Raw genomic sequence first — 24,373 nt, forward strand, 5'->3', positions numbered from 1 at the left:
GGTCATGACACTTGAAACCATTTCCACCGCGAAAGCGCATGGCGGGGTGCAGGGTGTTTACCGCCATGCCTCCGCCGAGACGAAGACACCGATGACCTTCGCCGTCTTCGTGCCACCCCACGAGCAAGGCGCAAAGCTGCCGGTGCTCTGGTATCTCTCGGGGCTCACCTGCACCCATGCCAACTGCATGGACAAGGGCGAGTATCGCCGTCTTGCCGCCGAACTCGGCCTCATCGTCGTTCTGCCAGACACCTCTCCGCGCGGCGAAACCGTGCCGGATGAAAAGGATAACTGGCAGTTCGGTTCGGGTGCCGGCTTCTATGTCGATGCGACGCAGGCACCCTATGCCGAGAACTACCGGATGTATTCCTACGTCACCAAGGAATTGCCGGCGGTAATCGCAGCCAATTTCCCGGCGGATATGAGCCGCCAGGGCATTACCGGCCACTCCATGGGCGGCCACGGTGCCCTGACGATCGCACTCAAAAATCCGGACACATTCAAGAGCGCCTCAGCCTTTGCACCCATCGTCAAGCCGAGCGTGGCCGGCTGGTCAAAGCCAGCGCTTGAAAAATACCTCGGCGCGGATGAAACCGCCTGGCGGGCTTATGACATGGTTCTTCTGATTGAAGACGGCAAGCGCTTCCCCGAACTCCTCGTGGATCAGGGCGAGGCCGACAGTTTCCTGACGACCGGCCTGATGCCGGAACTTCTGGTCGACGCCGCCGCAAAGGCAGGCCAGAAGGTCGTCTTGAATTTGCGGGAAGGTTACGACCATTCCTACAACTTCATCTCCACCTTCATGGACGACCACCTGCGCTGGCACGCGGCGCGGCTGAAGGCTTGACCTGCGCCGGTCCGGGGGTGGCAAACGCCGCCCCGGACCTTGCAAATCGACATCAGCCTTCGCCTTCGCGGTTGATGAATGCGAAAACGGCTCCTAGACTAAAGTCCGAATAAGACGTGCCGAATGAAGCGCTTCAGGCGTCACCGGCTGAAGCGGACCTGCCATGAAAACCTATTTCCTCAGCCTTGCAGACCGGGACCGCAGCGAACGCGGCGACCGGCACCTTGCCTATGTGCTTGCCTTCGTGGCGGGCGGGGTGAATGCAGGCGGCTTCATGGCCGTGCATCAGTATACCTCGCATATGTCCGGCATGATTTCGTCCCTTGCCGATAACATCGTGCTGGGAAACATGAAACTCGTGGGGCTGGCGCTTGGCGCAATCGCCGCCTTTGTCTCGGGGGCCGCGACCTCGGCCATCCTCATCAACTGGGCCCGGCGGCGAAACCTGCACTCGCAATATGCCCTGCCGCTGGCGCTGGAGGCCGCACTGTTCGTGGTGTTTGCCGGCAGCATCGCCGTTTCCGACATTGCGCCGATGCGCTACACGCTGCTGATCGTCGTGCTTCTCTGCTATGTCATGGGCTTGCAGAACGCCATGATTACCAAGCTCTCCGGCGCGCGCATCCGCACCACCCATGTCACTGGCATGGTGACGGATGTCGGCATCGAGTTCGGCAAGCTGCTTTACCGCAACGGGCCGCTGCCACGTCCGGGTCTGCCGCCCGTCAGGGCCGACCGGGCCAAGCTGCAGTTGCTGCTCAGCATGATCGGCCTGTTCTTCAGCGGCGGCATCTGTGGCGCATTTCTGTTCGCCCTGTTCGGACTGCCCGCCGCCCTCGTCTTCGCCATACCGCTCACGCTGATCGCCATATTCCCGCTGGTTGCTGATGTCCGGGCCTGATCCAGTTCCCGTCAGAGAATCGGATGGTGATCGTGGTGCTGCGGTTTGAGCGGCATGTCGTCCTGGCGCGGCACGGTCTGGCGCTCGATCATGCGGTGAACCCTCGGCTTTTCCGAACCGCGATGCAGCGCCAGCAGACGTTCCGTCACCTCGGCATCCGCCTGCGTGCGGCGCTGGTTGTGGCGGATATATTCAACCCAGGTCGGAACGTGATAGGTCTCGGTCCAGATGTCCGGTGTCTCGAGATCGCGCAGCAGCGCCCATTGCTGCGCCCCGTCCCTCAGCCGGATACGCCGGCGGTCGGTCATGGCGGCCAGAAAGGCCGGGACGTCCTCCTGCGCAATCTGGTAGTCCACCATGATCATGATCGGACCGCTGCGGGAGCGGATGTCGAGGCTGAGTTCCGGCTCGCTGAAGCGGTTGAGCGGGTCGAGATTGAGATCATTGAAGGGCGGTAGAGGCTGGCGAAGGCCGACAGCAAGCCCGATCAGCATCGCGAAGCTGGACAGGACCAGCGCGACTTCCGGCCCCTGCCCTTCCGAAATCACGCCCCAGATCCAGCTTCCGAGCGCCATGCCGCCGAAAGTCGCCGTCTGATAGAGCGCCAAAGCCCTGCCAACCACCCAGCGTGGCGTGGAAAGCTGAACCGTGACATTGAACAGCGACAGCGCCATGACCCAGCAGGCACCGGCCGGCAGGAGAACCAGACAGTCCAGCCAGATCGAACGGCTGACGGCAAGCACGCCGAGACAGGCGGCAAAGCCGGCAAAGGCAAAGCGCACTATGGTTTCATTGGCCAGAACCTCGCGCACCCGACCGTTTGCCAGCGCACCGCCGATGGCGCCAAGGCCGAAGCAGCCGAGCAGCACGCCATAGCTGAAAGCGTCACCGTTCAGCATATCGCGTGTGATAACCGGTAAAAGTGCGAGAACGGAAATGGCGAAGGTGCCGAACAGAAAGCCCCGGAACATGACCTTGATAAGGTTCGGCGACATGGAGACATAGCGCAGACCGGCCATAACGGCGCTGCCGAAATGTTCCCGCGGCAGGCCCGACGGGCGCGGCTCCGGCTTCCAGAACCATATGGCGCCGATGAGTGCGAGATAGCTGACGGCATTGAAGGCAAAGGCTACCGCAGCGCCGGCCACCGCAACGATGGCGCCACCGAAGGCCGGGCCGATGGAGCGCATGAGGTTGAAGCTCATGCTGTTCAGCGAAATGGCAGCCGGCACATCCTCACGCGGCACAATATCGCCGACCGAAGCCTGCCAGGACGGATTATGCAGCGCCGTGCCGCAACCAATGAGGAAGGTGAAGCACAACAGCAGCCAGGGCGTGATCAACCCTGCAAAGGCCGCGAAGGCAAGAAGCAGCGAAACAGCCAGCATGAAGAGCTGGGCCGCCAGCATGATGCGACGACGGTCGAAATTATCGGCAAGCGCACCCGAAGCGAGTGAGAAAATCATCACCGGCAGCGTGGTCGAAGCCTGCACCAGCGCCACCATATCCTGCGACGGCGAGATTGTCGCCATCAACCAGCCAGCGCCCACCCCCTGAATGAGCCCGCCGAGATTGGAAACCAGCGTGGCGATCCACAGCGCGCGAAACACCGGATGGCGGAACAACGCAAGTGTCGGCCTTCTCTGCGGCACATCATTCTCCCCGGCCAGCGCCACTTGAGTCCATTGATATCCGGCAAGTTACAGCGAAATAGCGTCGAGGCAATTGCCGGCAAGGGCAAAAAGAGTTTGTCCGGACCATTTCCCGCTTGCCTCCCGCCAAGGAACGGGAAATGCTGCGATATATCCCTATTGTGCAACGCACCAAAAATAACGCCAGAGGACGAACGACATGGCCCTTTCTCCTGATATCGACGGCACGCGCCTGTGGTCCGACCTGATGACCATGGGCGCAATCGGCGGCACGGCGCGCGGCGGCTCCTTCCGTCCGGCCCTTTCCGGCACGGATGCCGAAGGCCGCAATCTTTTCGCCCACTGGGCGCGCGAGGCCGGGCTTGCGGTCACTGTCGATCAGGTCGGCAACATGTTCGCGCGCCGCGAAGGAAGCGATCCTTCGCGGCCGCCGCTGATGATCGGCAGTCATCTCGACACGCAGATGCCGGGCGGCAGGTTCGATGGCGTGCTCGGCGTACTCGCCGGCCTTGCCGTGGTGCGGGCGCTGAACGCGGCTGGCATCGTTACGAAGCGCGCCATCGAGATCGCCAACTGGACGAACGAGGAAGGCGCACGCTTCCAGCCGGGCTTGATGGGCTCGGGCGTCTTTGCCGGCCTTCTGCCGCTGGAAGAAGTTCTGGCCCGCACCGACCGCAAGGGGCTCTCGGTCAGGGATGAACTGTCCGCATCAGGTTATGCCGGCACGTTGCCGGTCGGCGGCAGGCCGATCCACGCCTATCTGGAACTGCACATCGAACAGGGACCCGAACTGGAAGAAACCGGCACGCTGATCGGAGCGGTAACGAACTCCTCCTGGGGCTGCTCGGGTTTCATCGAAATTCGCGGCGAGAATGGTCATTCGCAGACAGCGGCCATGTCGAAGCGCCGCAATGCACTGGTGGGTGCCGCCAAGCTTATTCTTGCCATTGAGGAGATCGGCGCGAGCCAGGAACCGGCGGGCATGGTGAGCGCCACCGTCATCGATAGCTGGCCGAACAACCGCGTCAACATTCCCCATCTCGCAAAGCTTTCCTATGTGGTGATCCACGAAACGGCAGAGGGACGTCAGGCCATCATCGACCGTATTGAGGAGGCCGCTACCAGCATTGCCGCCGAAAGCGGCCTCGAAATCGAGACCACGACGGCCTTTTTCCGCGACCGACTGGATTTCGCGCCTGATATGCTGGGCCTGACCGTCAAGACAGCGGAAAAGCACGGGTTCCCGGTGATGAAATTACCGACCCTGACGGCGCATGATGCGCTGTCCATCCACATGGTCGCGCCCGTCGCCATCATTTTCGTGCCCTGCCGCGACGGCATTTCCCATTCTGAACTGGAATGGTGCGAACCGGACCACGCCACCGCCGGCGCGCAGGTGCTGCTCGACATGGCACTCGATCTGGCAAATGCGGAATAGGAATTCGGCAAAGCGCAGCCCCGCCGATCGCATCGAACGGCGGAACTGCCTGAAATCACGGCGCGCGCTATGCACGCTCCGCATCGGCGGATATCGAAACGATATATTCCTGAATGGCCGATAGCAGCCGAAGAAATCTCTCCGAGATTTCCTCGCTTTTCTCCACCAGCGCGTGATCCATATGACAGTGATCACTGATATTGCGCTGGACGCTGGCGAACGCTTCAAATGAAGACCGAACCTCGTCGTTGAACATCGAGGCGGCTTCATGCGACGCAGTGCGTTCGCCGAACATAAATCGTGCCGCTTGCTGCTTGCTTCTGGCGGTTACTTCATGGGCAGCAAGGATTTCCAGAAAATCCTGAGTCATGAATGCACTCCATTTCGCAGTTGCGAGATAAGGATTGCACATAACACCCGTCAGTCAACCGCGCGGGCGCATTTCAGCCATGCGCCAGGCGGGAAGCATTGAAATGACATGCTGAAAATTTCAACATTCCCTCGGGATGTTCGGGCTTTCGCAGCCGCTTCACTTGCATACGCCGGGAATCTCGATCTTGTAGGTCGTCTTGCCCACGCCATTCGGCATAACGGGAACCAGATAGACCTTCAGATCGCAATCCTGCACCCGCACTGTCCATTCACGCGCGCCATCCTTGCGAGTGCCGGTGTTGGAAATGGTGCCAACCGGCGCCTGATGCAGCGCATTGGCAACGGCCGCACTGGAAAGAATGACGCCGATCTGCTCGGCGCTGTCATAAAAACCGGAAAGGGCGGCATGCGCCGGGACGACGGCAAGCGTGACCGCCAGAAGCGATATGGCAATTCTCATGGCAGGCTTATCCTCAATGGACCGTCGGCTGATCTTCTTCGAGGAGCGCGGCAAGGCCGATTTCCTGAACACCGCTTTCGAACTCCTCCCATGCCGCCTGGTCGGTCGGGAACGGGTCATCCCACACCGTCGAGGTCCACTCGTCATCCACGAGTTCCAGCGTCCACTGGTCCGAGCCTTCAGCGCGATAGATCTCGACATCAACGGTAATTCCGTCGGCGGTGAACTTGCGGCTAAGCGGCGACTTGATGATTTTCGGATCGTTGGTCATGCGGTTTCCTTTGCGCACCAGAGGGCAGCCAAGCTTAGCCACGCCATCGGGAAAAGATAAAGAGGGGCGATGCGAATGGGCGACATAGACATCATCGATCATCAATCGCCATGCATATCGCCCGACGCGGGCAGAAGCCCGTGATCATCCCACTCGGCGCGGGGAATTTCCGCGCCAAGCGCAAACGAGAAGTGTGCGACCGTGGCCGTATCGGCCGTCATCGCGCAGGCATAACGCAGCCGAAACCAGCGACCGGCGATGCGAATGGCCGCACCGTCCGCCCGGATTTCACGGCTTTCGATACGGGTATCCTCCAAAGCATAGGCAACGAGGAAATCCGGTTCGAGCGCCGGCTTCCACAGATGAACCTGCTCCATGGCCTCCAGATTACAGATTTGCTCCAGTCGGGTTTCCGGCGCAAGCGTCCCGAGATCGCGACGTACGCCAGCGCTGCGCGGATCAGCCAGCACCTCCGCCGCGCGCAACCGTGTCGCGGAGATCATGCCGTCTTCCGCCGGCGCAGGCGGCTTTTCAGGCGAAGCCGCTTCCGGGGCCTGAAGTTCGGTCGGGACCGGCTTGGGACGTGTTTGTGTTTCAGGCGCGAGCGTCACGCTGATTGCCTGATCCTCCGGCTTCGGCAGATCAGGCGACACCGCGATGATGGCGAGCAGCACGACAGCGGGAACGTGGATGAGAAACGACAAGGCAAACCAGGGCGCAAGGCGCGACGCGTTTTGGCGTCGGTTGCCTTGCGTTCCGGAAACCATCGCCGCTGCGCTCATATCCTCTGGCCCATTGTCGAAATCTTAGCCCGCCGTTTCATCACATCGCCACCGTCAGGCTTCTGCCCAGCACCCCGGCCGCCATATCCATCTGCCTCGGCGTGAATCCGGAAAAGCCGAGAACAAGGCCCTGATCCCGAGGCGGGTCCATGTACATTGGCGAAAGCGGGCGAAGTCCCGTTTCAACGGCAATCCGTCGTTCGAAAGCCAGGGCATCGACATCACATGCGGGGAACGCGGCAAAGCGGGCAACGAGATGCAGGCCCTGTTCCGGTGGTGTAACGCAGATCGCCTCGCCGCAATGCGCCTTCAATGCCGCAACCAGTGTGTCGCGGGCCTGCTCGGCAGCGCGGCGCGCCCGCTTCAGGTGGGCGGAGAAATGCCCCTCCGCAATCAGCCGTGCCAGTGCCCGTTCGGCCAGCACCGGCGGCTGGCGGTCGGCGCGCCGGCGCAATTGCAGAACCCGAGACAAAAGCCGCTCCGGCAGAACCGCATAACCCGTGCGAAGCCCAGGAAAGAGAACCTTGGAGAAGGTGCCTAGATAAGCGACCGAGCCTGATGAATCCATGCCCTGCAAAGCCGCAAGCGGCGGCCCGGCATAACGGAACTCGCTGTCGTAATCGTCCTCAATGATGACGGCACCGCTGGACCTTGCCCACTCGATCAGCGCCAGGCGCCGGCGCATGGTCATGGTAACGCCAAGCGGAAACTGGTGCGAGGGCGTGACACAGACCGCCCTTGCCGCCGGCTCTGCATCATCGATCGCTGCGGGGTCAAGACCTTCCCGATCCACCGGCACAGGGCGCGGTTTTCCGCCCGCCTCTCGCACAGCCGCCAGCGCGGAAGGGTAGCATGGATCTTCCACCAGAACGGCGTCGCCCGGCTTCAGCGTTGCCCGCAACACGAGGTCGAGCCCCTGCTGGGTGCCGGCCGTGATAACGATCTGTTCCGGCGAGCAACGAACCCCGCGCGCCGTTTGCAGATAACCGGCCACGGCCTCGCGCAATTCATGGCTGCCGCGCGGGTCGCCATAACGGAAGAAGCTTTCGTGCGGACGGGCGAGATCGCGCGCAATGAGACGGCGAAACACATCGAAGGTGCGCAGGTCGGGTGTCGCAACGCCGAGTGCAAGCGGCGCTTGCGCTGCGGGCGCAGGCGGCGTCACCGGTACTGCCGGGCGTTCCAGCACCTGCGGCACGGCGGCCGCGACAAAGGTGCCTGCACCAACGCGCGCTTCGGCAAAGCCTTCCGCCGTCAACCGTTCATAGGCCATCACTGCCGCCGCACGCGACAGCCGCAGGCGCTTCATCAGATCACGGGTTGGCGGCAGTTTGGTGCCCGGTGGCGCCAATCCCGCCTCGATCAGCCGCCTGATCGCATCGTAAAGCGCCCCGGCGCGGTTACCTGCCTCTGGCAGCACCGGCATCAGCGCCGACCAATCCGGCAAATTGGTCTTTTCATTCTTGACCATATTGGCTCTTTTCCAATCCAATTTTAACAAGCAGGAATAGCCGCATGAGAGGTGCCGCGACAAGTCGGCATCGCAAGAATACCAAGAGGAACTGACAATGAGTGACGGCGCCGAACCCACTTCCTACCCCGTAACGCCGCGCAACCGGGTCAAGCGGTCCCATGAACGCGGCCAATATGATCGCGCAACGGTCTATGCCGTGCTCGATGCCGGCATGCTCTGTCACGTCGCCTATGTCATCGATGGTCAACCCTATTGCACGCCAACCATCCACTGGCGCGAAGGCGACCGGCTCTATTGGCACGGCTCCTCCGCCAGCCGCATGTTGCGGCACGAGAAGAAGGGCGCACCGGTCTGTGTCACCGTCTCGCATCTGGATGGGCTGGTGCTTGCCCGCTCCGGCTTCAACCATTCCGCCAACTATCGCTCGGCCATGTGCTTCGGCACCGCCGCCATCGTGGATGATCCCGAGGAGAAGATGCGGGCGCTGGCCGCCGTGACCGACCGCTTCTGGCCGGACAGGGCCGCAACGCTTCGTCCCATCGATGAGCAGGAGGTGAAGGCAACGACCGTGATCGGCATGACCATTGAGGAGGCTTCCGTCAAGATTCGCGCCAAGGGCGTCGGCGATGACGACCTGGATGACGCGACCTTCCCGGTCTGGGCGGGGGTCATTCCTGTTTCAACCGTCATCGGCCCCTTGCAGCCCAGCCCGATCCTCGCCCCTGGCATCACAGTTCCCGACAACCTCCGCCATTATGCAAAGGGCCGCACGCTCGATGAGGCCCTGCTGGAGACGCAGGCGATCTACGAAGCTGGCCCGCCGCTTTCGGGCAATTGACACCTTACCGTCACCGGCATGGACAGCCGGGCCTGTCTCGTCCTAAACCGGGGTGACACCACGGACGGACGGGACAGATGACGACGCGAGCGACACGGGAAATGATGGAAGTTCTTGAACAGGCCGCGCTGGCTGCCGGTGAGGCCATTCTGACGGTCTATGCCGAAGGCGCGGAAGTCATGCTGAAAGCCGATTGCTCTCCGGTAACAAAGGCTGACCAGCAGGCCGAGATCATCATTCTCGACCATCTCGCCCGGGCTTTTCCCGATATTCCCGTAATTGCTGAGGAATCGGTTGCGGCCGGGCGCGTGCCGGAGATCGGCACCGGGCCGTTCTTTCTTGTCGACCCGCTCGACGGCACGAAAGAGTTCATCGCCCGCAACGGCGATTTCACCGTCAATATCGCACTCATTGAAGGCGGCGTCCCGGTCGCCGGTGTCGTTTACGCGCCCGTCTGCAAGCTGGCCTACAGCGCCTCGAAAAGTGGCGTCGAAAAACTCACGATCGCGGCGGACTTCACGATAGCTGACCGCCAGCCGATTGCGGTTCGGCCTTGCTCCACCGAACCCGTCGCGCTCATCAGCCGCTCGCACAATTCACCGGAGACACTCGCCTATCTGGAACGGGAGAAGATCGCGGAGCGCCGTGTCGTCGGCTCCTCGCTGAAATTCGGTCTGATCGCCGAAGGCGGCGCAGATATCTATCCACGCTTCTCGCGCACGATGGAGTGGGATACGGCAGCGGGCGATGCCGTTCTGCGTGCAGCGGGCGGTCAGGTCACGGATGCGCAAGGCGCGCCGCTTGTCTATGGAAAACCGGGCTTCGAAAACCCTTCCTTCATTGCCTTCGGCGGATGCCCGTCAGTGCAAAAGCCGGAAGGGCACGCCTGATATCAGCGCGCGGACATAGCGCCGCTGCTGATAATAGCCGTTGAGCGAAACGCGCGGCAGGCTTGTAACACGCTTGAGAAGGCCCGGTTGCAGAACGCCGGGCCGGGTGGTGACACCAACAGGAATGCCGGCCTCGGCCACCATCCGCTCAGCCCTCTCGCAGAAGGCCGACGACCAGCCGTAAGGGTAGGAAAAGGACCGGGGCGGATTTCCAGTATAAGCGGCAACCGTTTCAACCGAAGCGTCAACCTCATAGCGCAACCGCTCATCGGACAGTCGGCAGAGGTTGGAATGGGTCATGGTGTGCGCGCCGAAGTGGACGAGCGGATCTTCGGCGGCATAGGCGGCCAGTTCCTCCCTCGCCATCGTCAGGTCCTCGACAATGGCCAGCGGATCGACGCCATAGGCGCGCGCGCAGGCATCCAGACGTTCGACGGCCTCATCTTCGACAACCGTGCGAATGAAGGCCGAGAGTCGGTCGAATGCCTGATCCTTTTCCGGATGGCTGCGACATTGCACCCATTCATCGCCTGCGCCGAAGTCGAAACGAAAACTGTCGCGGCTGGCAACAAGCGCCTCGACGGTTTCCCACCACATCGAGCGCGTGCGTTCGACGAATCCGGGCGTGATGAAGATCGTGTACGGAACCCCATAACGGCGGAAAATCGGCGCGGCGAACTCCCGGTTATTGCGGTAACCGTCATCCAGCGTGAACGCAACGAAGCGGCGCGTTTCATTGGGATCGGCCAGCAGAGCCGGCAGGTCATGGAGATGCACCGGCGTCAACCCGGCTGCCAGGCTTTCCTCGATGGCGCTGGCCAGAAATTCCGTTGTGACGGAAAGATACGCGTTCGGCGTGTAGGCCTTGCCCTCATCCGGGCGCACATGATGCAGCGTCCAGATCAATCCGCGACCGCGTGCAGCCGGAAACAGTGCGCGCACCGCCGGAAGGGCCGTAACTTCAAGACCCGCGCGGATGAGCGGGTACTTCAGCTTGGCTTTCACGCATTCCCAATAGGACATGGATCGCCGCCCAGACGCACCAAAAAACATTCCTTCGGTCGTACAGTGAGAGTCTTAACGGACCACAAAGATTGCGTGCCCGATGTTCAATTGGTGCTTGTATCCACGCTTGCGCTCGAGCGCTCTCATGCACCTGCGGCAATCATCACGTCGAGAAGGGCAAGTTCCTGTTCATCCGAGACAATGCCAGGATCGGACGCCATGACGAAGCGCAGCACCTGAGCGATGCCGTTGAGGTGCGCTTTCATCAGGCGAACGGCTTCGGCCTCGTCATGCGCGGCAAGCGCCTTCTGGATGGCGGCATGTTCTTCCACCACCTCATCGAAGAAGCCTTCCTTCGGAAAGGCCTGACGGCGTAATCGATCAAGCTGACCGGTGGCTGCGTGAATCGTCTGCCAGATATTGGGGAAACCGGCAACAGCACAGATCTGCCGGTGGAATTCGTTGTCGATGGTGAAGGCTTCGTCCGCATCCCGACGTTTCCCGGCCTCCTGCTGGCGGAACATCAGGAGGTCGAAGGCACGTTCATGTGTCGAGTCAAAATTGCGCGCAGCCAGACGCACCATTCTGAGTTCGAGCGCATCGCGCACGATCTGACCTTCGATGACATCACGCACCGAGATCTTGTTGACGAATGTGCCACCGCTCGGGATGACATTGACAAGCCCCTCCTGCGCCAATCGGAGAACGGCCTCGCGCATCGGGGTGCGCGATATCGCAAGCTGGGCGCAGATTTCACGCTCCTGCAGGGCCACGCCCGGCTGCAATTTCATGGTTATGATCGCATCGCGAAGCTCGCTATAGGTCTTTGCGGCTTTCGGTTGACCATCCCCGGCTTCTATCGGCCTGAATTCAAATTGCATGCGTCTCTTCCCCGTAACCTGATTGGCCCTAGCGTGCTGGACCTTTTCAGGCAAGCTCCGTCAATACCGCTGCGAGCGATTCCAGGAAAATATCCGCGTGCTCGCGCTTAAATGGCAACGGCGGGCGGATTTTCAGCACATGCCCATAGGGGCTGGAAGCCGAAATCAGTATCCGCTTGCGCCTCAATCCGTTGACAACAGCGAGCGCCAGGGCCCCGTCCGGCTCGCGGCTTTCGCGGTTTTTGACGAATTCGAGCCCTAGAAACAGCCCCGCCCCACGGGCTTCGCCAACGCAGGCAAACTGTTGCTGGAGCCGTTTCATTCCCTCCAGCATATGATGACCTGTTGCGGCGGCATTTTCCATGAGCTTTTCGTCGCGGATCACGTCGAGAACGGCGGATGCGGCCGCGATCGACACATGGTTCGCGCCGAACGTGTTGAAGTAGCGGATATCGCGCCCGAACCGGTCCTGCACCTCGGCCTTCATGACGGCCGCCGCAATCGGAATACCGTTGCCCATCGGCTTGCCCATGACCGCAATATCGGGAACGATACCGTGACGCTCAAAGCCCCACATATGCGTTCCGGTGCGACCGAAACCGGGCTGCACCTCATCGGCAATGTAAAGCGCACCGTGTGCGTGCATCACATCGACGGTCTTCTGCAGGAAGCCGGCGGGATCGGGGAAGATGCCATCTGTCGAGAAAATGCTGTCGGCGATGAAGGCAGCCGGCCTGATACCATGGCGCATCATGAAGGCGATGGCCTTCTCCACCTCCTCTGCCAGCACCTCACCGACATCGCGGCCGTTCGCATTTGCCGGATCGGGCGCCGGCACGGTAAAGACGTGCTGTCCAAGCGGCACGTTGGGACCAAGCGAGGGCGAGATTTCGACCGCAGCGGCTGTGACGCCGTGATACGCGTTTTCGGTGATGATGATGCCGGTGCCGCCCGTATAGTGGCGGGCGACCCGCAGCGCCAGATCGACCGCTTCCGACCCCGTACAGGTGAACATCACCCGGGTGATCTCTTCCGGGAAAGTGGCGAGAAGCCGCTCGGCATAGTTCAGGATATTCTCATCGAGATAGCGCGTGTGGGTATTGAGCACCAGCGCCTGCTTCGCCACGGCCTGCGCCACGTGTGGATGGCAATGCCCGACGGAAGGCACGTTGTTGTAGACGTCGAGATAGGCATTGTCCTCGGCATCGTAGAGCCACACGCCCTCGCCCCGCACCGGATGAACCGGTTCCTCGTAGAACAGGCGGTAGGAAGGTCCCAGCAGCGCCTGCCGCCGCTCGATCAGCCGGCGTTCACGCTCGGGCAGGCTGGCGAGCTTCGCTGGATCGAAGCCGTTGATCATCACGGGTGCGGTCTTTGTCATCGGTTCTATCCTATCGGAAAACGGCTGCAAAACGGCGGGCAGCTTCGGCTTCGCCGGCGGCATCGAGACGGGCGAACTGCCGCTCGACCGTCGGGCTGTTGCGCGTCAGGAAGTCCCGCTGCTCGGGAAACAGGCTGCACCGCCATTCGGGAATGGCAAGCCGCATCGTCATGCGCATGACGATGGCGGGATAAAGCAGGCCGATCTCGTCATCGGACAGGCTCTTCAGCGTGGCGTAACCTTCAAGGAACTCGACGGCGGCTGTCACCGGATCGTCCGCTTCGCCCATCTGGTAGGCGGCGCCGACGGCCACGTCGAAGAGAACAGGCGCATGCACCATGTCGCCAAAGTCGATGATCCCGCTGATGACATCCGGATGATCCGGATCGACCAGAATATTTTCCATGTTGAAATCGTTATGGACGACCTGCGCGGGAAGGCTTGCCATGGCCGGCACGATCCGCGCATCGAAATCATCGACGGCCTTTTCCAGCCGCGCCCGGATGGGCTGGTCACCGAAGGCCGGCAGAAGGCCACGCATGCCGCCCGCATGTTTCATGTCCCAGGTAATGCGGTGATGCGCCGCCTCATGGGTGAAATCGGCAAGCGCCCTCTGCATGCGGGCGAGCCAGATGCCGACGGCGCGGCGTTGGGCTTTTGAATGCGGCGCGCTTTTCTGCGACTTGCCGGGGACGAAAGTGACCATGCGCACGCTGCGCTCCTGACCGCCGCGATCGACCATGCGGAAGTCGGCCTCACCATCGACAGTGCGGATGATGCGCTGGACGGGTATCTCCGGATCATGGGTCTCGACATGGATGAGCGCCTGGCTGTGCATCGATGTCACGGCCTGGCTTTCCGCCGGGTTCAGGATCTTGAGAAGATACTCCGTTCCATCCGCCAGCGTCAGGCGATAGTTCGAATCCTTTTCGCCCCATAGCCACTCGGCCTTGCCGTCGAGACCGTATTTCTCGCGCGCGATGGTTTGAGCCTCGTCCGCACTGACGATTACCGCCTCGGTCTTCAGTTCCGCACCAACGGTCGTGGCCGCTGCCGTCATGAATATGTCCTTTGTCTGAATTCGTTCCCCTTCCCGGCTCACCGGGAAGGGCGCTCTGTTGGGTTCTGCTCAGGCCGGCTTGCGCGGCGCGGTCAGGAATTCCTCCGGCCAGGCGGCCTGATAGGCAGCGGCAAGCTTCAACACGATATCGTCGCGGTAGCGCGGGCCGACGAATTGCAGACCGACCGGCAGACCGCCCTTGTCGAAACCGCAGGGCACGGAAACCGCCGGCTGCCCGGTCATATTGAACGGATAGGTAAAGGGCGACCAGTCGGACCAGTCCTTGCCCTCGATGCCGCCGGGGAAATCGACACCGGCTTCGATGGCCGTCACCGGCATGGTCGGCAGCATCAGCGCGTCGTATTTTTCATGGAACAGCGCCATGCAGACCTTGAGATCTGCGCGCACCTGTTCGGCGGCAACGTAATCCGTGGCCGAATAGGTCTTGCCCTTCTCGTAGATTTTCACGAGACCGGGATCCATCATCGCGAACTGTTCCGGCGTTGGATTGGCCAGCATCACCGTCTTGGCTTCCGCCGCATACCAGAGCGCGATCAGCGCATCCTGCGGGTTGGCAAAACCTGGATCGACCTCCTCGACGATAGCGCCCATGTCGGCCAGACGCTCGGCAGCGCGCTGCACGGCTGCCGCCACATCCGGCTGCACTTCCGCATAACCGAGATTGCGGCTGTAGCCGATCTTCATGCCCTTGACGGACGCGTTCTTGATCGTTTCCTTCCAGTCCGGCACCGGCGTCGGGCAGGTGCCGTACATGGCGAGCGGCGTCGGGCCGGTCGTGGCGTTGAGGAACAACGCGGAATCCTCGACCGTACGTGTCAGCGGGCCGCGATGGGCAAGCTCGAACAGGGCGGTCGGCGTATCCGCCGGGATCCAGCCATAGGTGGGCTTGATACCGAAGCAGCCGGAGAAGGACGAGGGAATGCGGATCGAACCCGCGCCATCCGATCCCTCATGCAGGACGCCCATATTGAGGGCCGCGGCAACGGCGGCACCGCCGGAGGAGCCACCTGATGCACGGTCCGTGCGCCAGGGGTTCAGTGTATTGCCGAAAGCCGGCCCATGGGTCACGCCCTTCCAGCCGAACTCCGGCGAGGTCGTGGTGCCGATAACCGTCACGCCAGCACCACGCAGGCGCTGCATGATGAGGAATTCCTTGTCCGAAGGGGTCGTTGCGCCCAGTGCGGAACCGCGACGCCACGGAATACCTTTCACCGGGGTTAGTTCCTTGATCGTCGTCGGCGCGCCATCGATGGGTGAAAGCGGCTCGCCCTTTTTCCAGCGGGCTTCGGATTCCCTTGCCGCCTCAAGCGCCAGATCCGGCACGACATAGGCAAAGGCATTGACGTCCCGATTGAAGCGTTCGATCCGATCGAGCGAGGCTTTTGCCGCTTCGACCGGAGAAGCCTTGCCGGAGGCGAAGAGCGCGGAAAGCTCCGCTGCGCTCATCTCGCCGAGATCGGTCTTTTCGAAACCGCTCATGATTATTCCCCTTTATGGATGATCGGCTGGAAAGTGGCGCGGTCGCCACGTTCCTCTTGTTTCGTGCGGCGAACGCGATCATCCGGCCCGGCACCGCCTAAGAACGGGCGCGGTCGCGGTGACGGCAGCCGCCACGGGATTTCCAAAAGAGTGGGTGAGGCGCATGACGCCCCTCACCCGTTCCGTTGCAATCAGGCGCGGGCGGCGGCGACCTTGTCCAGCGCGCGGGCCACGCAGGCGAACATGTCATCGATCTGCTCGGCCGTGATGATCAGCGGCGGGCAGAAGCAGAGCGCCTCAGCCACGTTGCGGCAAATCAGACCTTCTTCCTCGCAAGCGGCGGAAAGGGCTGCAGCGGCATCCCCTGCTGCGGCACCTTCCCACGGCTTCATTTCCAGAGCGCCGATGAGGCCGACGCCGCGCGAGGAATGGGCCAGCGGATGTTCCGCGAGCTTGGCGAGACCGCCGAGGAACTTCTCTTCCAGACGGGCAGCATTGCCGACGAGATCGCGCTCCTGAATGATCTTCAGGTTTTCAAGGCCGACAGCCGTGGCGACCGGATGACCCGAAGCCGTGAAGCCGTGGCCGAACACGCCGATGCGGTTCGATTCATCGGCGATCGGCTGGTAGAAGCGGTCGTTCACGATGATGGCCGAGAGCGGCATGTAGGAAGACGAGATCTGCTTGGAGACAACCAGAACATCCGGCTTGATGTTGAAGGTTTCGCAGGCAAACATCTTGCCGGTTCGGCCAAAGCCGCAGATCACTTCGTCGGCAACGAGCAGGATATCGTACTTGTTGAGGATTTCCTGAACGCCTTCCCAGTAGCCGGCCGGCGGCGTGAGAACGCCACCGGCGCCCATGACCGGCTCGCCCCAGAAAGCGGCAATCGTTTCCGGGCCTTCCTTCAGGATCAGGTCTTCCAGATCCTTGAGGATACGGGCCGTGAATTCGGTTTCGCTTTCGCCTTCAAGGCCGAAATGGACATAGGAGGGGCAGGATGTGTGGATCATGCGATCCAGCGGCAAGTCGAAGCTTTCATGGTTGCGCGGCAGGCCGGTGATCGAAGCCGACGCGATGGTGACGCCGTGATAGCCCTTCACGCGACCGATGATCTTCTTCTTGTCCTTGAGGCCGAGCGCGTTGGAACGGTACCACACCATCTTGCAGGCAAGGTCGTTTGCTTCAGAACCCGACGAGGTGAAGTGCACCTTCGACATCGGCACCGGCGCCATCTTGATCAGCATCTCAGCCAGATCGATGGAAGGGCCATGCGTCTTGTAAGAGAAAGTGTGGTAGTATGGCAGCTTTTCCATCTGCGCCTTGGCGACTTCGGCGAGACGCTTCTCACCAAAGCCGAGCGCCACCGACCACAGGCCGGCCATGCCCTCGATGTAGCGCTTGCCCGACGTGTCCGTCACGTAGATGCCATCGCCGGATTCGATCACCAGGCCGCCCGTCTTCTCGTACTTGCGCAGATTGACGTTGGGGTGAAGCTGGTAGGCGATGTCACGCGCTTCGATGGAGTTGGGAACGATTGTCATGGTTGGCTCCGTTGTTGGATCTTCGTATCTTGAATTGGCGGATTTGCCGGGGATCAGGCCATCGCGGCCTCTTTTTCCCGGCCGGGAATCGCATCGATCAGGCTTTGAGTGTAGGCGTGTTTGGGCGCGCCGAAAATGGCAGCACCGGGGCCGATTTCGACCACTTCCCCCTTCTGCATCACCATCACCCGATCGCAGATCTGGGCGGCGACGCGCAGATCGTGGGTGATGAAGATCAGCGACAGGTTCAGGTCCTTTTTCAGCGTGCCGAGCAGGTCGAGAACCTGCGCCTGAATGGATACATCAAGCGCCGAAACGGCCTCGTCGGCAACGATGATCTCCGGTTCGAGTGCCAGCGCGCGGGCAATGCCGATGCGCTGGCGCTGGCCGCCGGAAAACTCGTGCGGGAAACGATTGACGCCCCGGGGATCAAGCCCGACCATTTCCATCAGCGCCGCAGCGCGTGAAAGCGCCCTTTTCGGGTCCTCACCATAGGCAATAGGACCGTCGGCAATGATGCGGCCCACCTTCTCGCGCGGATTGAGCGAGGAGAACGGGTCCTGAAAAATCATCTGGATGCGGCGACGCACGGCACGCAACTCCGTACCCTTCAGATGCGCCATATCCTTGTCGCCGAGCAGCACGCGACCCGATGTCGGGTCCTGCAGACGCACGAGGCAGCGTCCGACGGACGATTTGCCCGAGCCGCTTTCCCCGACGATTCCAAGTGTTTCGCCGCGCCCCAGCGTGAAGGAAACGCCCTTCACCGCATGCACATCACGCTGCCTCTTAAAAAACCCGCCGCCCATGTGATAGGTCTTGGTCAGATCCTCGACGGTCAAAACGGGGGCGCTGGCGGTCTTTTCCGCAGCCCCGGCCCGAAGCTTCGGGATCGCGGCGATGAGTTTCTTCGTATAAGGATGCTCGGGCGAATAGAGCACCTCATCCGCCGGACCACTTTCCACGATCCGACCAAGCTGCATGACGGTGACATAATCCGCAATCTCGGCGACCACGCCGAAATCATGGGTGATGAACATCACGGCCATGTTGCGCTCTTTCTGGAGCCGGGCGATGAGTTTCAGGATTTGCGCCTGGGTCGTCACGTCGAGCGCGGTCGTCGGCTCGTCGGCAATCAGCACCTGCGGTTCAAGCGCGAGCGCCATGGCGATCATAACGCGCTGACGCTGTCCGCCCGAAAGCTGGAACGGGTAACTGTCGGCGGCGCGCGGCGGATCGGGCAGGCCGACTTCGGTCAAAAGCTGAAGCGCCTTGTCCTTGCGCTCTTTCGGCGTCAGGAGGCCATGGGCCTCAAAGACTTCCTCGATCTGGGCGGACACCTTCATCAGCGGGTTGAGCGCCGACATCGGCTCCTGAAAGATCATGGCGACGCGGCGGCCACGGACGTCATAGAGCTTGTCCGCGGGTTCACGCAAAAGATCGGTCTCTTCCAGCAGGATGCGGCCTTCGGCAACGCGCACCGTGTCGGGCAGAAGCCCCATCAGCGCATTGGCCGACATGGATTTTCCGGAGCCGCTTTCGCCGACGACACAGAGCAGTTCTCCGGGACGCAGGTTGAAATTCACCCGCTCCACCGCAAAGGGCCGGTCGGCACCTTCCGGCAGGGCAATGGACAGGCGCTCGATGCGCACCACCGGCGCGGGACGGCCCTCTACGGGCTCCGGGCGGATGACGGGACGATGGGGTTCTTCGGTCATGCGGCCCTCCTCACTTGCCACGCCGCGAAAGGCGCGGATTGAGTGCATCGTTCAGTCCTTCGCCGATGAGATTGAGCGCGAGAACGGTGAGCAGGATGGCGGCGCCGGGGAAGAAGCTGACCCACCAGGCCTGACGGATGACGGTGCGGCCTGCGCCGATGATATAACCCCACGACATGACATTGCGGTCACCGAGCCCGAGGAAAGAAAGCGAGCTTTCAATCAGGATCGCGGCGGCGACCATCATCGAAGCCAGCACGATGATCGGCGACAGCGTATTGGGCAGGATCTGCCGCCAGATGATGGTGGCGTGGGTCTGACCGGAGAGAACCGCGGCCTCCACGAATTCGCGGGATTTCAGCGACATGACCTCGCCACGCAGCAAGCGGGCGACCGGCGGCCAGGAGACGATGGCAATGGCGATGACGATGGAGGTGATCGACGGCTGGAAGATGGCGACCAGCACGACGGCAAGCGCGAAGCTTGGCACCGACTGGAAGAACTCGGTGAAGCGCATGAGGACATCATCCACCCAGCCGCCGAAGTAACCGGCCAGCGCGCCGATCGGAATGCCGATCAGCAGGGAGACGACCGTCGAGACCAGCCCGACCAGCAGCGAGACGCTGGCGCCGTGGGCAAGACCGGAGGCGAGGTCGCGGCCCATAGGGTCCGTGCCCAGCAGAAACTTGTCCATGGTGAAGGGCGGAATGAACGGTCGCTGCACCATCGCCCAGGGCGATTTCGGAAACAGGAAGGGAGCCGCCGCCGAAAGCGCGATGACGGCGACGAGGATGACGAGGCCAATGACCGCGCCCTTGTTGCGCGCGAAGCGTTTCCAGAAATCCTTCATGACGTCACCCGGATGCGCGGATCGACGACGCGGTAGAGAACGTCAGTGATCAGGTTGAAGAGGAGCACCATGGCGGCGGAAATGACGAAGACGCCGAGCAGCAGATTGTAATCGCGCTGGGAAAGCGCTTCGAACATCAAGCGCCCGATGCCCGGCCAGGCGAAGACGGTTTCAATGAGAACTGCACCCCCGACAAGCTGACCGGCCTGAAGACCCGCCAGCGTGACGACCGGCAAAAGCGCGTTGCGAAGCACATGACGCCGCTGGATGACGCCGGGCCGCAAGCCCTTGGCCTTCGCCGTCTTCACGAAGTCCATCGTGTTGACCTCAAGCATCGAGGCCCGCGTCATGCGGACATAGACAGCCATGAAGAACAGCCCGAGCGTCAGCGCCGGCAGAACGAGATGGCTGAGAATATCGAGCGCGCGCGCAATGCCGGTATAACCAGCCCCGACCGTTTCGTAGCCGAAGCCCGGAAGCCAGCCGAGTTGAACGGAAAAGAGCAGAACGGCCATCAGTGCCAGCCAGAAGAGTGGCGTGGCATAGAAGATCAGCGCGACCATGGAAATCAGCGTATCCGACCAACGCCCCTGCCGCGCGGACGCAACCGCACCGGCGAGAATGCCGAGACCAAGCGAGATGACAAAGGCCGAGAGCGACAGAAGGAGCGTCGCCGGCAAGCGGTCGGCGATCAGGTCGAGTACGGGAAACTGCTGGCGATACGAATAGCCGAGGTCAAGCTGAACGACCGACTTGAGGTAGATGAAAAGCTGCATGTAGAGCGGCTGATCGAGGCCAAAGCGCTCACGAAGCTGCTGCAGGAAGACGGCATCCGTCTCACCTGCTTCCCCCGCCATGACGGCTGCCGGGTCACCCGGCGCGGCATGGATGAGGAAGAAGTTGAGGATGGTGATGCATATCAGGATGACGATTGCCTTCAGCAATCGCCCCGCGATGAAACGCGCCATGAGGACCTATCCCGTTCGTGTTGCAGGAGGGACCGGCGGAGAACCCGCCGGTCCGGTCTTCCGAGCCGTTACTTTTCGATGTAGGCGTCGCGCATGGACTCAGCCAGACCGTTGGCGGTGGTCACGATATCCTTGAATTTGCAGTTATAGATCGTCGGGAAGCCCAGCTCGAGCAGCCATGCCACCGGCACGTCTTCCATGATCTTGGCCTGCAGCTTGTCGTAGATCTTCTGACGCTCGGCTGCCGGATAGGCAACCGCCGCGTCATCGAACATCTTGTCGACGTCAGCGTTGGAGTAACCTTCGACATTGTTCCAGGGCGAGCCCTTGGAAATCTGCGTCGTCTTGTAGTTACGTTCCACGCCGATGGCCGGGTCGCCGTTCTGGTAGAGGAAGGTAAAGGCGATATCGTAATCCCAGTTGGCGGTGCGCTGGTTCCAGCCGGCCACATCGGTGGATTCGATCTCGACGGGAATACCGACGTCGCCGAGGTTCTGCTTCACGGCCTCGGCCCAGCGCTGCCAGGTTTCGCCATAGGGCAGCGGCAGAAGCTTCAGCGGCTTGCCGTCATAGCCGATTTCCTTCAGGAGCGCCTTGGCCTTGGCGGGGTCGAAGGCATATTGTGGTTCCTGCTCACTGTAGAACGGCAGCTTGGAGGAGAACGGGCTGGTCGCGACCTTGCCATAACCGTTCCACAGCACATCCTTGGCGAATTCGCGGTCCATGGCGTACATGATCGCCTGGCGGAACTTCGGGTTATCCATTGGTGCCGTGCGGTTGTTCAGCCACAGCCAGGACAGCGGAGCGAAATATTCCCAACCCTTTTCCGTGGTGCAGGTGTTCGGCAGCGCGGTCAGGCGCGGAATGTCGAAGTTCTCGACTGAACCGCCCGGCAGAATGTCGATCTTGCCCGTTTCGAAGGCGACAGCGCGCGAAGCGCCATCCGGAATGATCTGGTAGATCAGTTCATCGAGATAGGGCTTACCGTCGAGATAATAATCCTTGTTCTTTTCGAGCTTGATGTAGCTGCCCTTCTTCCATTCCACGAACTTGAAAGGACCTGTGCCGATCGGCTTTTCATTGGCCGGATTGGTGGTGTAATCGGTGCCTTCATAGACGTGCTTCGGCACAATCGGCTGCGAGCCGAAGGCGAAGGAACGGATGAAGGGTTCAAAGGGCTGCTTCAGCTTGAAGATGACCGTCTTGTCGTCCGGGGCCGAAACGCTTTCAACGCGCGCCATGGTATTGCGGTGGCGCGGCTGGGTCTTCATCAGGAAGTCGTTCACGGTGAACAGCACGTCCGCCGAAGTCATCGGCTTGCCGTCGTGGAACTTCACATTGTCCTGAAGCTTGAAAGTGTAGGTCAGGCCATCCGGAGAAATATCCCAGGACTTGGCGAGCGAAGGCATGGGCTGCAGCTTTTCATCGTAGCGCAGCAGGCTCTCATAGATATTGCCCCCCACCGCCAGTGCCGGAGCATTGGTGGTGATGCCGATCATCAGGCTGGGCGGTTCCGGCTGCACGATGAGATTGACTTTACCGCCGGCAGAGGGTGCCGCGAACGCCGCACCGGCCATGAGGATTATTGCAAAGGATGTGGAAAGCAGACGTCGCATGAAGTTCCCCTTGTGGATTTTTCGTTAGAACGCGAGCGTGGTCTGAGGTAATCGCGATATATCAATATATCGATCCAGACATTAAAGGTCGCCGTTCCGCTCCTGTCAAGCGAGGACGCATGCGTTTTGCACAAAGCTTGATCCTGTTTTCACGGTGCCGGAAATTTGTGCTTTTTGCGCTGCACGATCAGACGCTGACAGCCCATCAGAAACGCAAACGCGGCCCAAGCGGGCCGCGTAGCGCGTTAAGCATGAGGAAAACAGCCGGCGGAAATCAGACGCCGGGTCGGGCCTGTTGACCATAGGCCGGGACATGCGGCGTCGCCGCTGCCGCGGGGCGCACGGCAATATCCGTCACCGGCGACCAACGGGCGAGACCGCCCTTGAGATTATACGGGAACCGATAACCCCGCGCAGTCAGCACACCCGGATAGACATCCGTGGAGCGCACCAGTTTCGTTACCCGTTCCGGATGAAAGCCGATATTACCCGCGCCGATCTTGCCGAGGATCGCCGCCGCACCGGTCACAACGATGCGAGGGATCATGAACAGCCGGGCGGCCGGGAAGTGATCGGCACGGAAGGTTTCGATGATTTGCTCGAGCGTGTAACGCTCCGGATAGGCGGCGTTATAGGTAATCGCCGGATCCGGCTGCGCCAGGGCAAAGTCCATGGAATCGAGCAGGTCTTCGACGTAGACGCAGGCCTTGATCGTATCCTTGCGGCCAGGATAGACAAAGAACCCCTTGTTCAGCAGCTTGGCGAGCCGGGTGAAATTCCCGCGTTCACCGTGACCGAACACCACGGCCGGTCGCACGACCACGAGCTTGCGGGCTGGCTGCGCGTCGAACCAGATCCGGTGAATGCGTTCCGCCATGAGCTTGGAATAGCCATAGGCCGATTCCGGCTTCGGCTCTGTTGCCTCGGTCTTGGTCTCCTCGGAAGGACCGTAGACCGAAATGGAACTGGTGAAGACGATTTCACCGACACCACAGGCACCAGCCCAGCGCGTGACTTCGATCGCGCCGTTGATGTTGGTGTCATAGTATTCCCAAAAGGGGTGACCCGGGGTCGTGTGAACAGCCGCGAAATTGTAAATCCGCTTCACAGGACCGTCGACGGTGAACCCGCTGAGATCACGCACATCGCCTATCCGGTAATCGACGCCCGCAAGCGTTTCGCGCTGGCGCTTGAGATCGAGTGAGATGACGCGCTCGCCGGCTGCCACAAGCTTGCGGATCAGATGCGTTCCGACAAAACCGGAGCCGCCAAAGACAACGATCGAACCTTCCATGCCCATCCCCCTGAACCGAGACTTTTTTGCTTGGTTCGATCTTGCTCGGAAGGACTTTCGGTCAGTTGAAGCCAATCGGTAACAGTTTAACGATCTGTCGATTTATTGGCGTGGCCGGTATCAATCGACAAGCACACCGGCAACCTTGCGGCAAAGCGGCGACGCCCCCTGCGGCAAGGCATCGCGCGGGAACCAGCGAAGCGCCCCTGACGATGAAACCGGCAGCTTCGAAGGCGCTGTAAAGTTGCAGGAAATGAAGACCGCGAAATACAGGCGCGGGGTCACTCGTTCCAGATCAGGAAACACGCCGAGAAGTTCCGGGCTGTCGCGCAACTCATAACCGGTTTTCTGGCCAAGCGCACGTATGGCTGTGGCTTCCGGCGGTTCAGGCGGCGCAACAATACCGCCCGGCAACTCCCAGCCCATATTGCCCCCGGAACGCAGGAGCAGGATTCTGTCATGCTCAATCAGAGCGACTTGTGCGCACAGCATAGATCGTAACTTGAGCCACATCAGCAGTTTGGGAATCGTCAATATCAAGGGCTCTAATACTCGCGTGATCCTAATTTTAGGACTATGCGATTCAAAGCGTTGTAAGCAACCTGCAATTTAGTCGCATTCCTCATGCCGA

Annotated in this window: 23 protein-coding genes; 5 read left to right on the plus strand and 18 right to left on the minus strand. The window is 61.2% G+C overall.

Features of this window, described 5'->3' with window-relative positions; genetic code table 11:
* Nucleotides 1-4: 4 nt before the first annotated feature.
* Both fghA and GGQ66_RS11680 read left to right on the plus strand, forming a co-directional pair.
* A complete protein-coding gene (gene fghA / locus GGQ66_RS11675; protein WP_183792652.1) occupies nt 5-847 on the plus strand; it encodes an S-formylglutathione hydrolase in 843 nt (280 codons plus the stop codon).
* 163 nt (nt 848-1,010) lie between these two features.
* Nucleotides 1,011-1,748: a YoaK family protein gene (locus GGQ66_RS11680; protein WP_183792654.1), complete on the plus strand. Its 738-nt coding sequence runs from the start codon at nt 1,011-1,013 to the stop codon at nt 1,746-1,748.
* Nucleotides 1,749-1,759: 11 nt separating this feature from the next.
* Here the strand turns inward: GGQ66_RS11680 and GGQ66_RS11685 are convergent, their stop codons facing one another.
* Nucleotides 1,760-3,400 carry an MFS transporter gene (locus GGQ66_RS11685; RefSeq protein ID WP_183792656.1) on the minus strand — a complete coding sequence of 547 codons (1,641 nt, stop codon included), beginning with the start codon at nt 3,398-3,400 and terminating at the stop codon, nt 1,760-1,762.
* 199 nt (nt 3,401-3,599) lie between these two features.
* On the opposite strand from GGQ66_RS11685, the gene GGQ66_RS11690 reads away from it, so the two are divergent.
* Entirely contained in the window at nt 3,600-4,838 is a 1,239-nt protein-coding gene (locus tag GGQ66_RS11690; protein ID WP_183792658.1) for a hydantoinase/carbamoylase family amidase, read from the plus strand.
* Between the two features lie 67 nt (nt 4,839-4,905).
* Here GGQ66_RS11690 and GGQ66_RS11695 read toward each other — a convergent pair whose 3' ends face one another.
* The 5 genes from GGQ66_RS11695 to pdxR form a co-directional block, all read right to left on the minus strand.
* A complete protein-coding gene (locus GGQ66_RS11695) occupies nt 4,906-5,208 on the minus strand; it encodes a hypothetical protein (RefSeq protein WP_183792660.1) in 303 nt (100 codons plus the stop codon).
* 159 nt (nt 5,209-5,367) lie between these two features.
* On the minus strand, nt 5,368-5,670 hold the full coding sequence (locus tag GGQ66_RS11700) for a hypothetical protein (RefSeq protein ID WP_183792662.1): 303 nt from the start codon (nt 5,668-5,670) through the stop codon (nt 5,368-5,370).
* Between the two features lie 13 nt (nt 5,671-5,683).
* Nucleotides 5,684-5,941: a hypothetical protein gene (locus GGQ66_RS11705; RefSeq protein WP_183792664.1), complete on the minus strand. Its 258-nt coding sequence runs from the start codon at nt 5,939-5,941 to the stop codon at nt 5,684-5,686.
* Between the two features lie 101 nt (nt 5,942-6,042).
* Nucleotides 6,043-6,723: a DUF930 domain-containing protein gene (locus GGQ66_RS11710; RefSeq protein WP_183792666.1), complete on the minus strand. Its 681-nt coding sequence runs from the start codon at nt 6,721-6,723 to the stop codon at nt 6,043-6,045.
* 40 nt (nt 6,724-6,763) lie between these two features.
* Complete coding sequence (pdxR, locus tag GGQ66_RS11715; RefSeq protein WP_183792668.1) at nt 6,764-8,194, minus strand: MocR-like pyridoxine biosynthesis transcription factor PdxR; 1,431 nt, start codon at nt 8,192-8,194, stop codon at nt 6,764-6,766.
* A gap of 97 nt (nt 8,195-8,291) precedes the next feature.
* On the opposite strand from pdxR, the gene GGQ66_RS11720 reads away from it, so the two are divergent.
* Together GGQ66_RS11720 and cysQ are read left to right on the plus strand one after the other, a co-directional pair.
* Nucleotides 8,292-9,035, plus strand: coding sequence for a pyridoxamine 5'-phosphate oxidase family protein (locus tag GGQ66_RS11720; RefSeq protein ID WP_183792669.1), 744 nt, complete (start codon nt 8,292-8,294; stop codon nt 9,033-9,035).
* A 101-nt stretch (nt 9,036-9,136) separates the two neighbouring features.
* Nucleotides 9,137-9,925 (plus strand): 3'(2'),5'-bisphosphate nucleotidase CysQ, encoded by a 789-nt coding sequence (gene cysQ, locus GGQ66_RS11725; protein WP_183792764.1) that lies wholly within the window; start codon nt 9,137-9,139, stop codon nt 9,923-9,925.
* Here the strand turns inward: cysQ and GGQ66_RS11730 are convergent.
* From GGQ66_RS11730 to GGQ66_RS11785, 12 genes are all read right to left on the minus strand, one after another.
* Nucleotides 9,896-10,948, minus strand: coding sequence for a polysaccharide deacetylase family protein (locus GGQ66_RS11730; RefSeq protein ID WP_183792671.1), 1,053 nt, complete (start codon nt 10,946-10,948; stop codon nt 9,896-9,898). The genes cysQ and GGQ66_RS11730 overlap by 30 nt on opposite strands.
* Nucleotides 10,949-11,073: 125 nt before the next feature.
* Nucleotides 11,074-11,811, minus strand: a complete 738-nt coding sequence (locus tag GGQ66_RS11735; protein ID WP_183792673.1) for a GntR family transcriptional regulator — start codon at nt 11,809-11,811, stop codon at nt 11,074-11,076.
* 46 nt (nt 11,812-11,857) lie between these two features.
* Complete coding sequence (locus GGQ66_RS11740; RefSeq protein WP_183792766.1) at nt 11,858-13,171, minus strand: aspartate aminotransferase family protein; 1,314 nt, start codon at nt 13,169-13,171, stop codon at nt 11,858-11,860.
* Nucleotides 13,172-13,202: 31 nt separating this feature from the next.
* The gene (locus tag GGQ66_RS11745; protein ID WP_183792675.1) at nt 13,203-14,252 is read right to left on the minus strand and encodes a phosphotransferase; all 1,050 of its coding nucleotides are present in this window, start codon (nt 14,250-14,252) and stop codon (nt 13,203-13,205) included.
* Between the two features lie 69 nt (nt 14,253-14,321).
* Nucleotides 14,322-15,752, minus strand: coding sequence for an amidase (locus GGQ66_RS11750; RefSeq protein WP_183792677.1), 1,431 nt, complete (start codon nt 15,750-15,752; stop codon nt 14,322-14,324).
* 191 nt (nt 15,753-15,943) lie between these two features.
* On the minus strand, nt 15,944-17,296 hold the full coding sequence (locus tag GGQ66_RS11755; protein WP_183792679.1) for an aspartate aminotransferase family protein: 1,353 nt from the start codon (nt 17,294-17,296) through the stop codon (nt 15,944-15,946).
* Between the two features lie 53 nt (nt 17,297-17,349).
* Nucleotides 17,350-19,014, minus strand: a complete 1,665-nt coding sequence (locus tag GGQ66_RS11760; protein ID WP_183792681.1) for an ABC transporter ATP-binding protein — start codon at nt 19,012-19,014, stop codon at nt 17,350-17,352.
* Between the two features lie 10 nt (nt 19,015-19,024).
* On the minus strand, nt 19,025-19,864 hold the full coding sequence (locus tag GGQ66_RS11765) for an ABC transporter permease (protein WP_183792682.1): 840 nt from the start codon (nt 19,862-19,864) through the stop codon (nt 19,025-19,027).
* Nucleotides 19,861-20,832 carry an ABC transporter permease gene (locus GGQ66_RS11770; RefSeq protein ID WP_183792684.1) on the minus strand — a complete coding sequence of 324 codons (972 nt, stop codon included), beginning with the start codon at nt 20,830-20,832 and terminating at the stop codon, nt 19,861-19,863. The genes GGQ66_RS11765 and GGQ66_RS11770 overlap by 4 nt, the downstream gene beginning before the upstream one ends.
* A gap of 68 nt (nt 20,833-20,900) precedes the next feature.
* Nucleotides 20,901-22,448: an ABC transporter substrate-binding protein gene (locus tag GGQ66_RS11775; protein ID WP_183792686.1), complete on the minus strand. Its 1,548-nt coding sequence runs from the start codon at nt 22,446-22,448 to the stop codon at nt 20,901-20,903.
* A 274-nt stretch (nt 22,449-22,722) separates the two neighbouring features.
* Nucleotides 22,723-23,742 carry an NAD-dependent epimerase/dehydratase family protein gene (locus GGQ66_RS11780; protein WP_183792688.1) on the minus strand — a complete coding sequence of 340 codons (1,020 nt, stop codon included), beginning with the start codon at nt 23,740-23,742 and terminating at the stop codon, nt 22,723-22,725.
* A gap of 120 nt (nt 23,743-23,862) precedes the next feature.
* Nucleotides 23,863-24,276 carry an NUDIX domain-containing protein gene (locus GGQ66_RS11785; protein WP_183792690.1) on the minus strand — a complete coding sequence of 138 codons (414 nt, stop codon included), beginning with the start codon at nt 24,274-24,276 and terminating at the stop codon, nt 23,863-23,865.
* Between the last annotated feature and the right edge of the window lie 97 nt (nt 24,277-24,373).

Source organism: Allorhizobium borbori (genome assembly GCF_014196535.1).
GTDB lineage: Bacteria > Pseudomonadota > Alphaproteobacteria > Rhizobiales > Rhizobiaceae > Ectorhizobium > Ectorhizobium borbori.

Bases quoted from the DNA above. Each gene is read 5' to 3' on its own strand.
- GGQ66_RS11720 (WP_183792669.1), top strand. From the start codon at position 8,292: ATGAGTGACGGCGCCGAACCCACTTCCTACCCCGTAACGCCGCGCAAC.
- GGQ66_RS11750 (WP_183792677.1), bottom strand. From the start codon at position 15,752: ATGAGCGGTTTCGAAAAGACCGATCTCGGCGAGATGAGCGCAGCGGAG.
- GGQ66_RS11780 (WP_183792688.1), bottom strand. From the start codon at position 23,742: ATGGAAGGTTCGATCGTTGTCTTTGGCGGCTCCGGTTTTGTCGGAACG.
- GGQ66_RS11735 (WP_183792673.1), bottom strand. From the start codon at position 11,811: ATGCAATTTGAATTCAGGCCGATAGAAGCCGGGGATGGTCAACCGAAA.
- GGQ66_RS11745 (WP_183792675.1), bottom strand. From the start codon at position 14,252: ATGACGGCAGCGGCCACGACCGTTGGTGCGGAACTGAAGACCGAGGCG.
- GGQ66_RS11730 (WP_183792671.1), bottom strand. From the start codon at position 10,948: ATGTCCTATTGGGAATGCGTGAAAGCCAAGCTGAAGTACCCGCTCATC.
- GGQ66_RS11695 (WP_183792660.1), bottom strand. From the start codon at position 5,208: ATGACTCAGGATTTTCTGGAAATCCTTGCTGCCCATGAAGTAACCGCC.
- GGQ66_RS11765 (WP_183792682.1), bottom strand. From the start codon at position 19,864: ATGAAGGATTTCTGGAAACGCTTCGCGCGCAACAAGGGCGCGGTCATT.
- GGQ66_RS11755 (WP_183792679.1), bottom strand. From the start codon at position 17,296: ATGACAATCGTTCCCAACTCCATCGAAGCGCGTGACATCGCCTACCAG.
- GGQ66_RS11710 (WP_183792666.1), bottom strand. From the start codon at position 6,723: ATGAGCGCAGCGGCGATGGTTTCCGGAACGCAAGGCAACCGACGCCAA.
- GGQ66_RS11740 (WP_183792766.1), bottom strand. From the start codon at position 13,171: ATGATCAACGGCTTCGATCCAGCGAAGCTCGCCAGCCTGCCCGAGCGT.
- fghA (WP_183792652.1), top strand. From the start codon at position 5: ATGACACTTGAAACCATTTCCACCGCGAAAGCGCATGGCGGGGTGCAG.
- GGQ66_RS11770 (WP_183792684.1), bottom strand. From the start codon at position 20,832: ATGGCGCGTTTCATCGCGGGGCGATTGCTGAAGGCAATCGTCATCCTG.
- GGQ66_RS11690 (WP_183792658.1), top strand. From the start codon at position 3,600: ATGGCCCTTTCTCCTGATATCGACGGCACGCGCCTGTGGTCCGACCTG.
- cysQ (WP_183792764.1), top strand. From the start codon at position 9,137: ATGATGGAAGTTCTTGAACAGGCCGCGCTGGCTGCCGGTGAGGCCATT.
- GGQ66_RS11680 (WP_183792654.1), top strand. From the start codon at position 1,011: ATGAAAACCTATTTCCTCAGCCTTGCAGACCGGGACCGCAGCGAACGC.
- GGQ66_RS11775 (WP_183792686.1), bottom strand. From the start codon at position 22,448: ATGCGACGTCTGCTTTCCACATCCTTTGCAATAATCCTCATGGCCGGT.
- GGQ66_RS11700 (WP_183792662.1), bottom strand. From the start codon at position 5,670: ATGAGAATTGCCATATCGCTTCTGGCGGTCACGCTTGCCGTCGTCCCG.
- GGQ66_RS11705 (WP_183792664.1), bottom strand. From the start codon at position 5,941: ATGACCAACGATCCGAAAATCATCAAGTCGCCGCTTAGCCGCAAGTTC.
- pdxR (WP_183792668.1), bottom strand. From the start codon at position 8,194: ATGGTCAAGAATGAAAAGACCAATTTGCCGGATTGGTCGGCGCTGATG.
- GGQ66_RS11760 (WP_183792681.1), bottom strand. From the start codon at position 19,014: ATGACCGAAGAACCCCATCGTCCCGTCATCCGCCCGGAGCCCGTAGAG.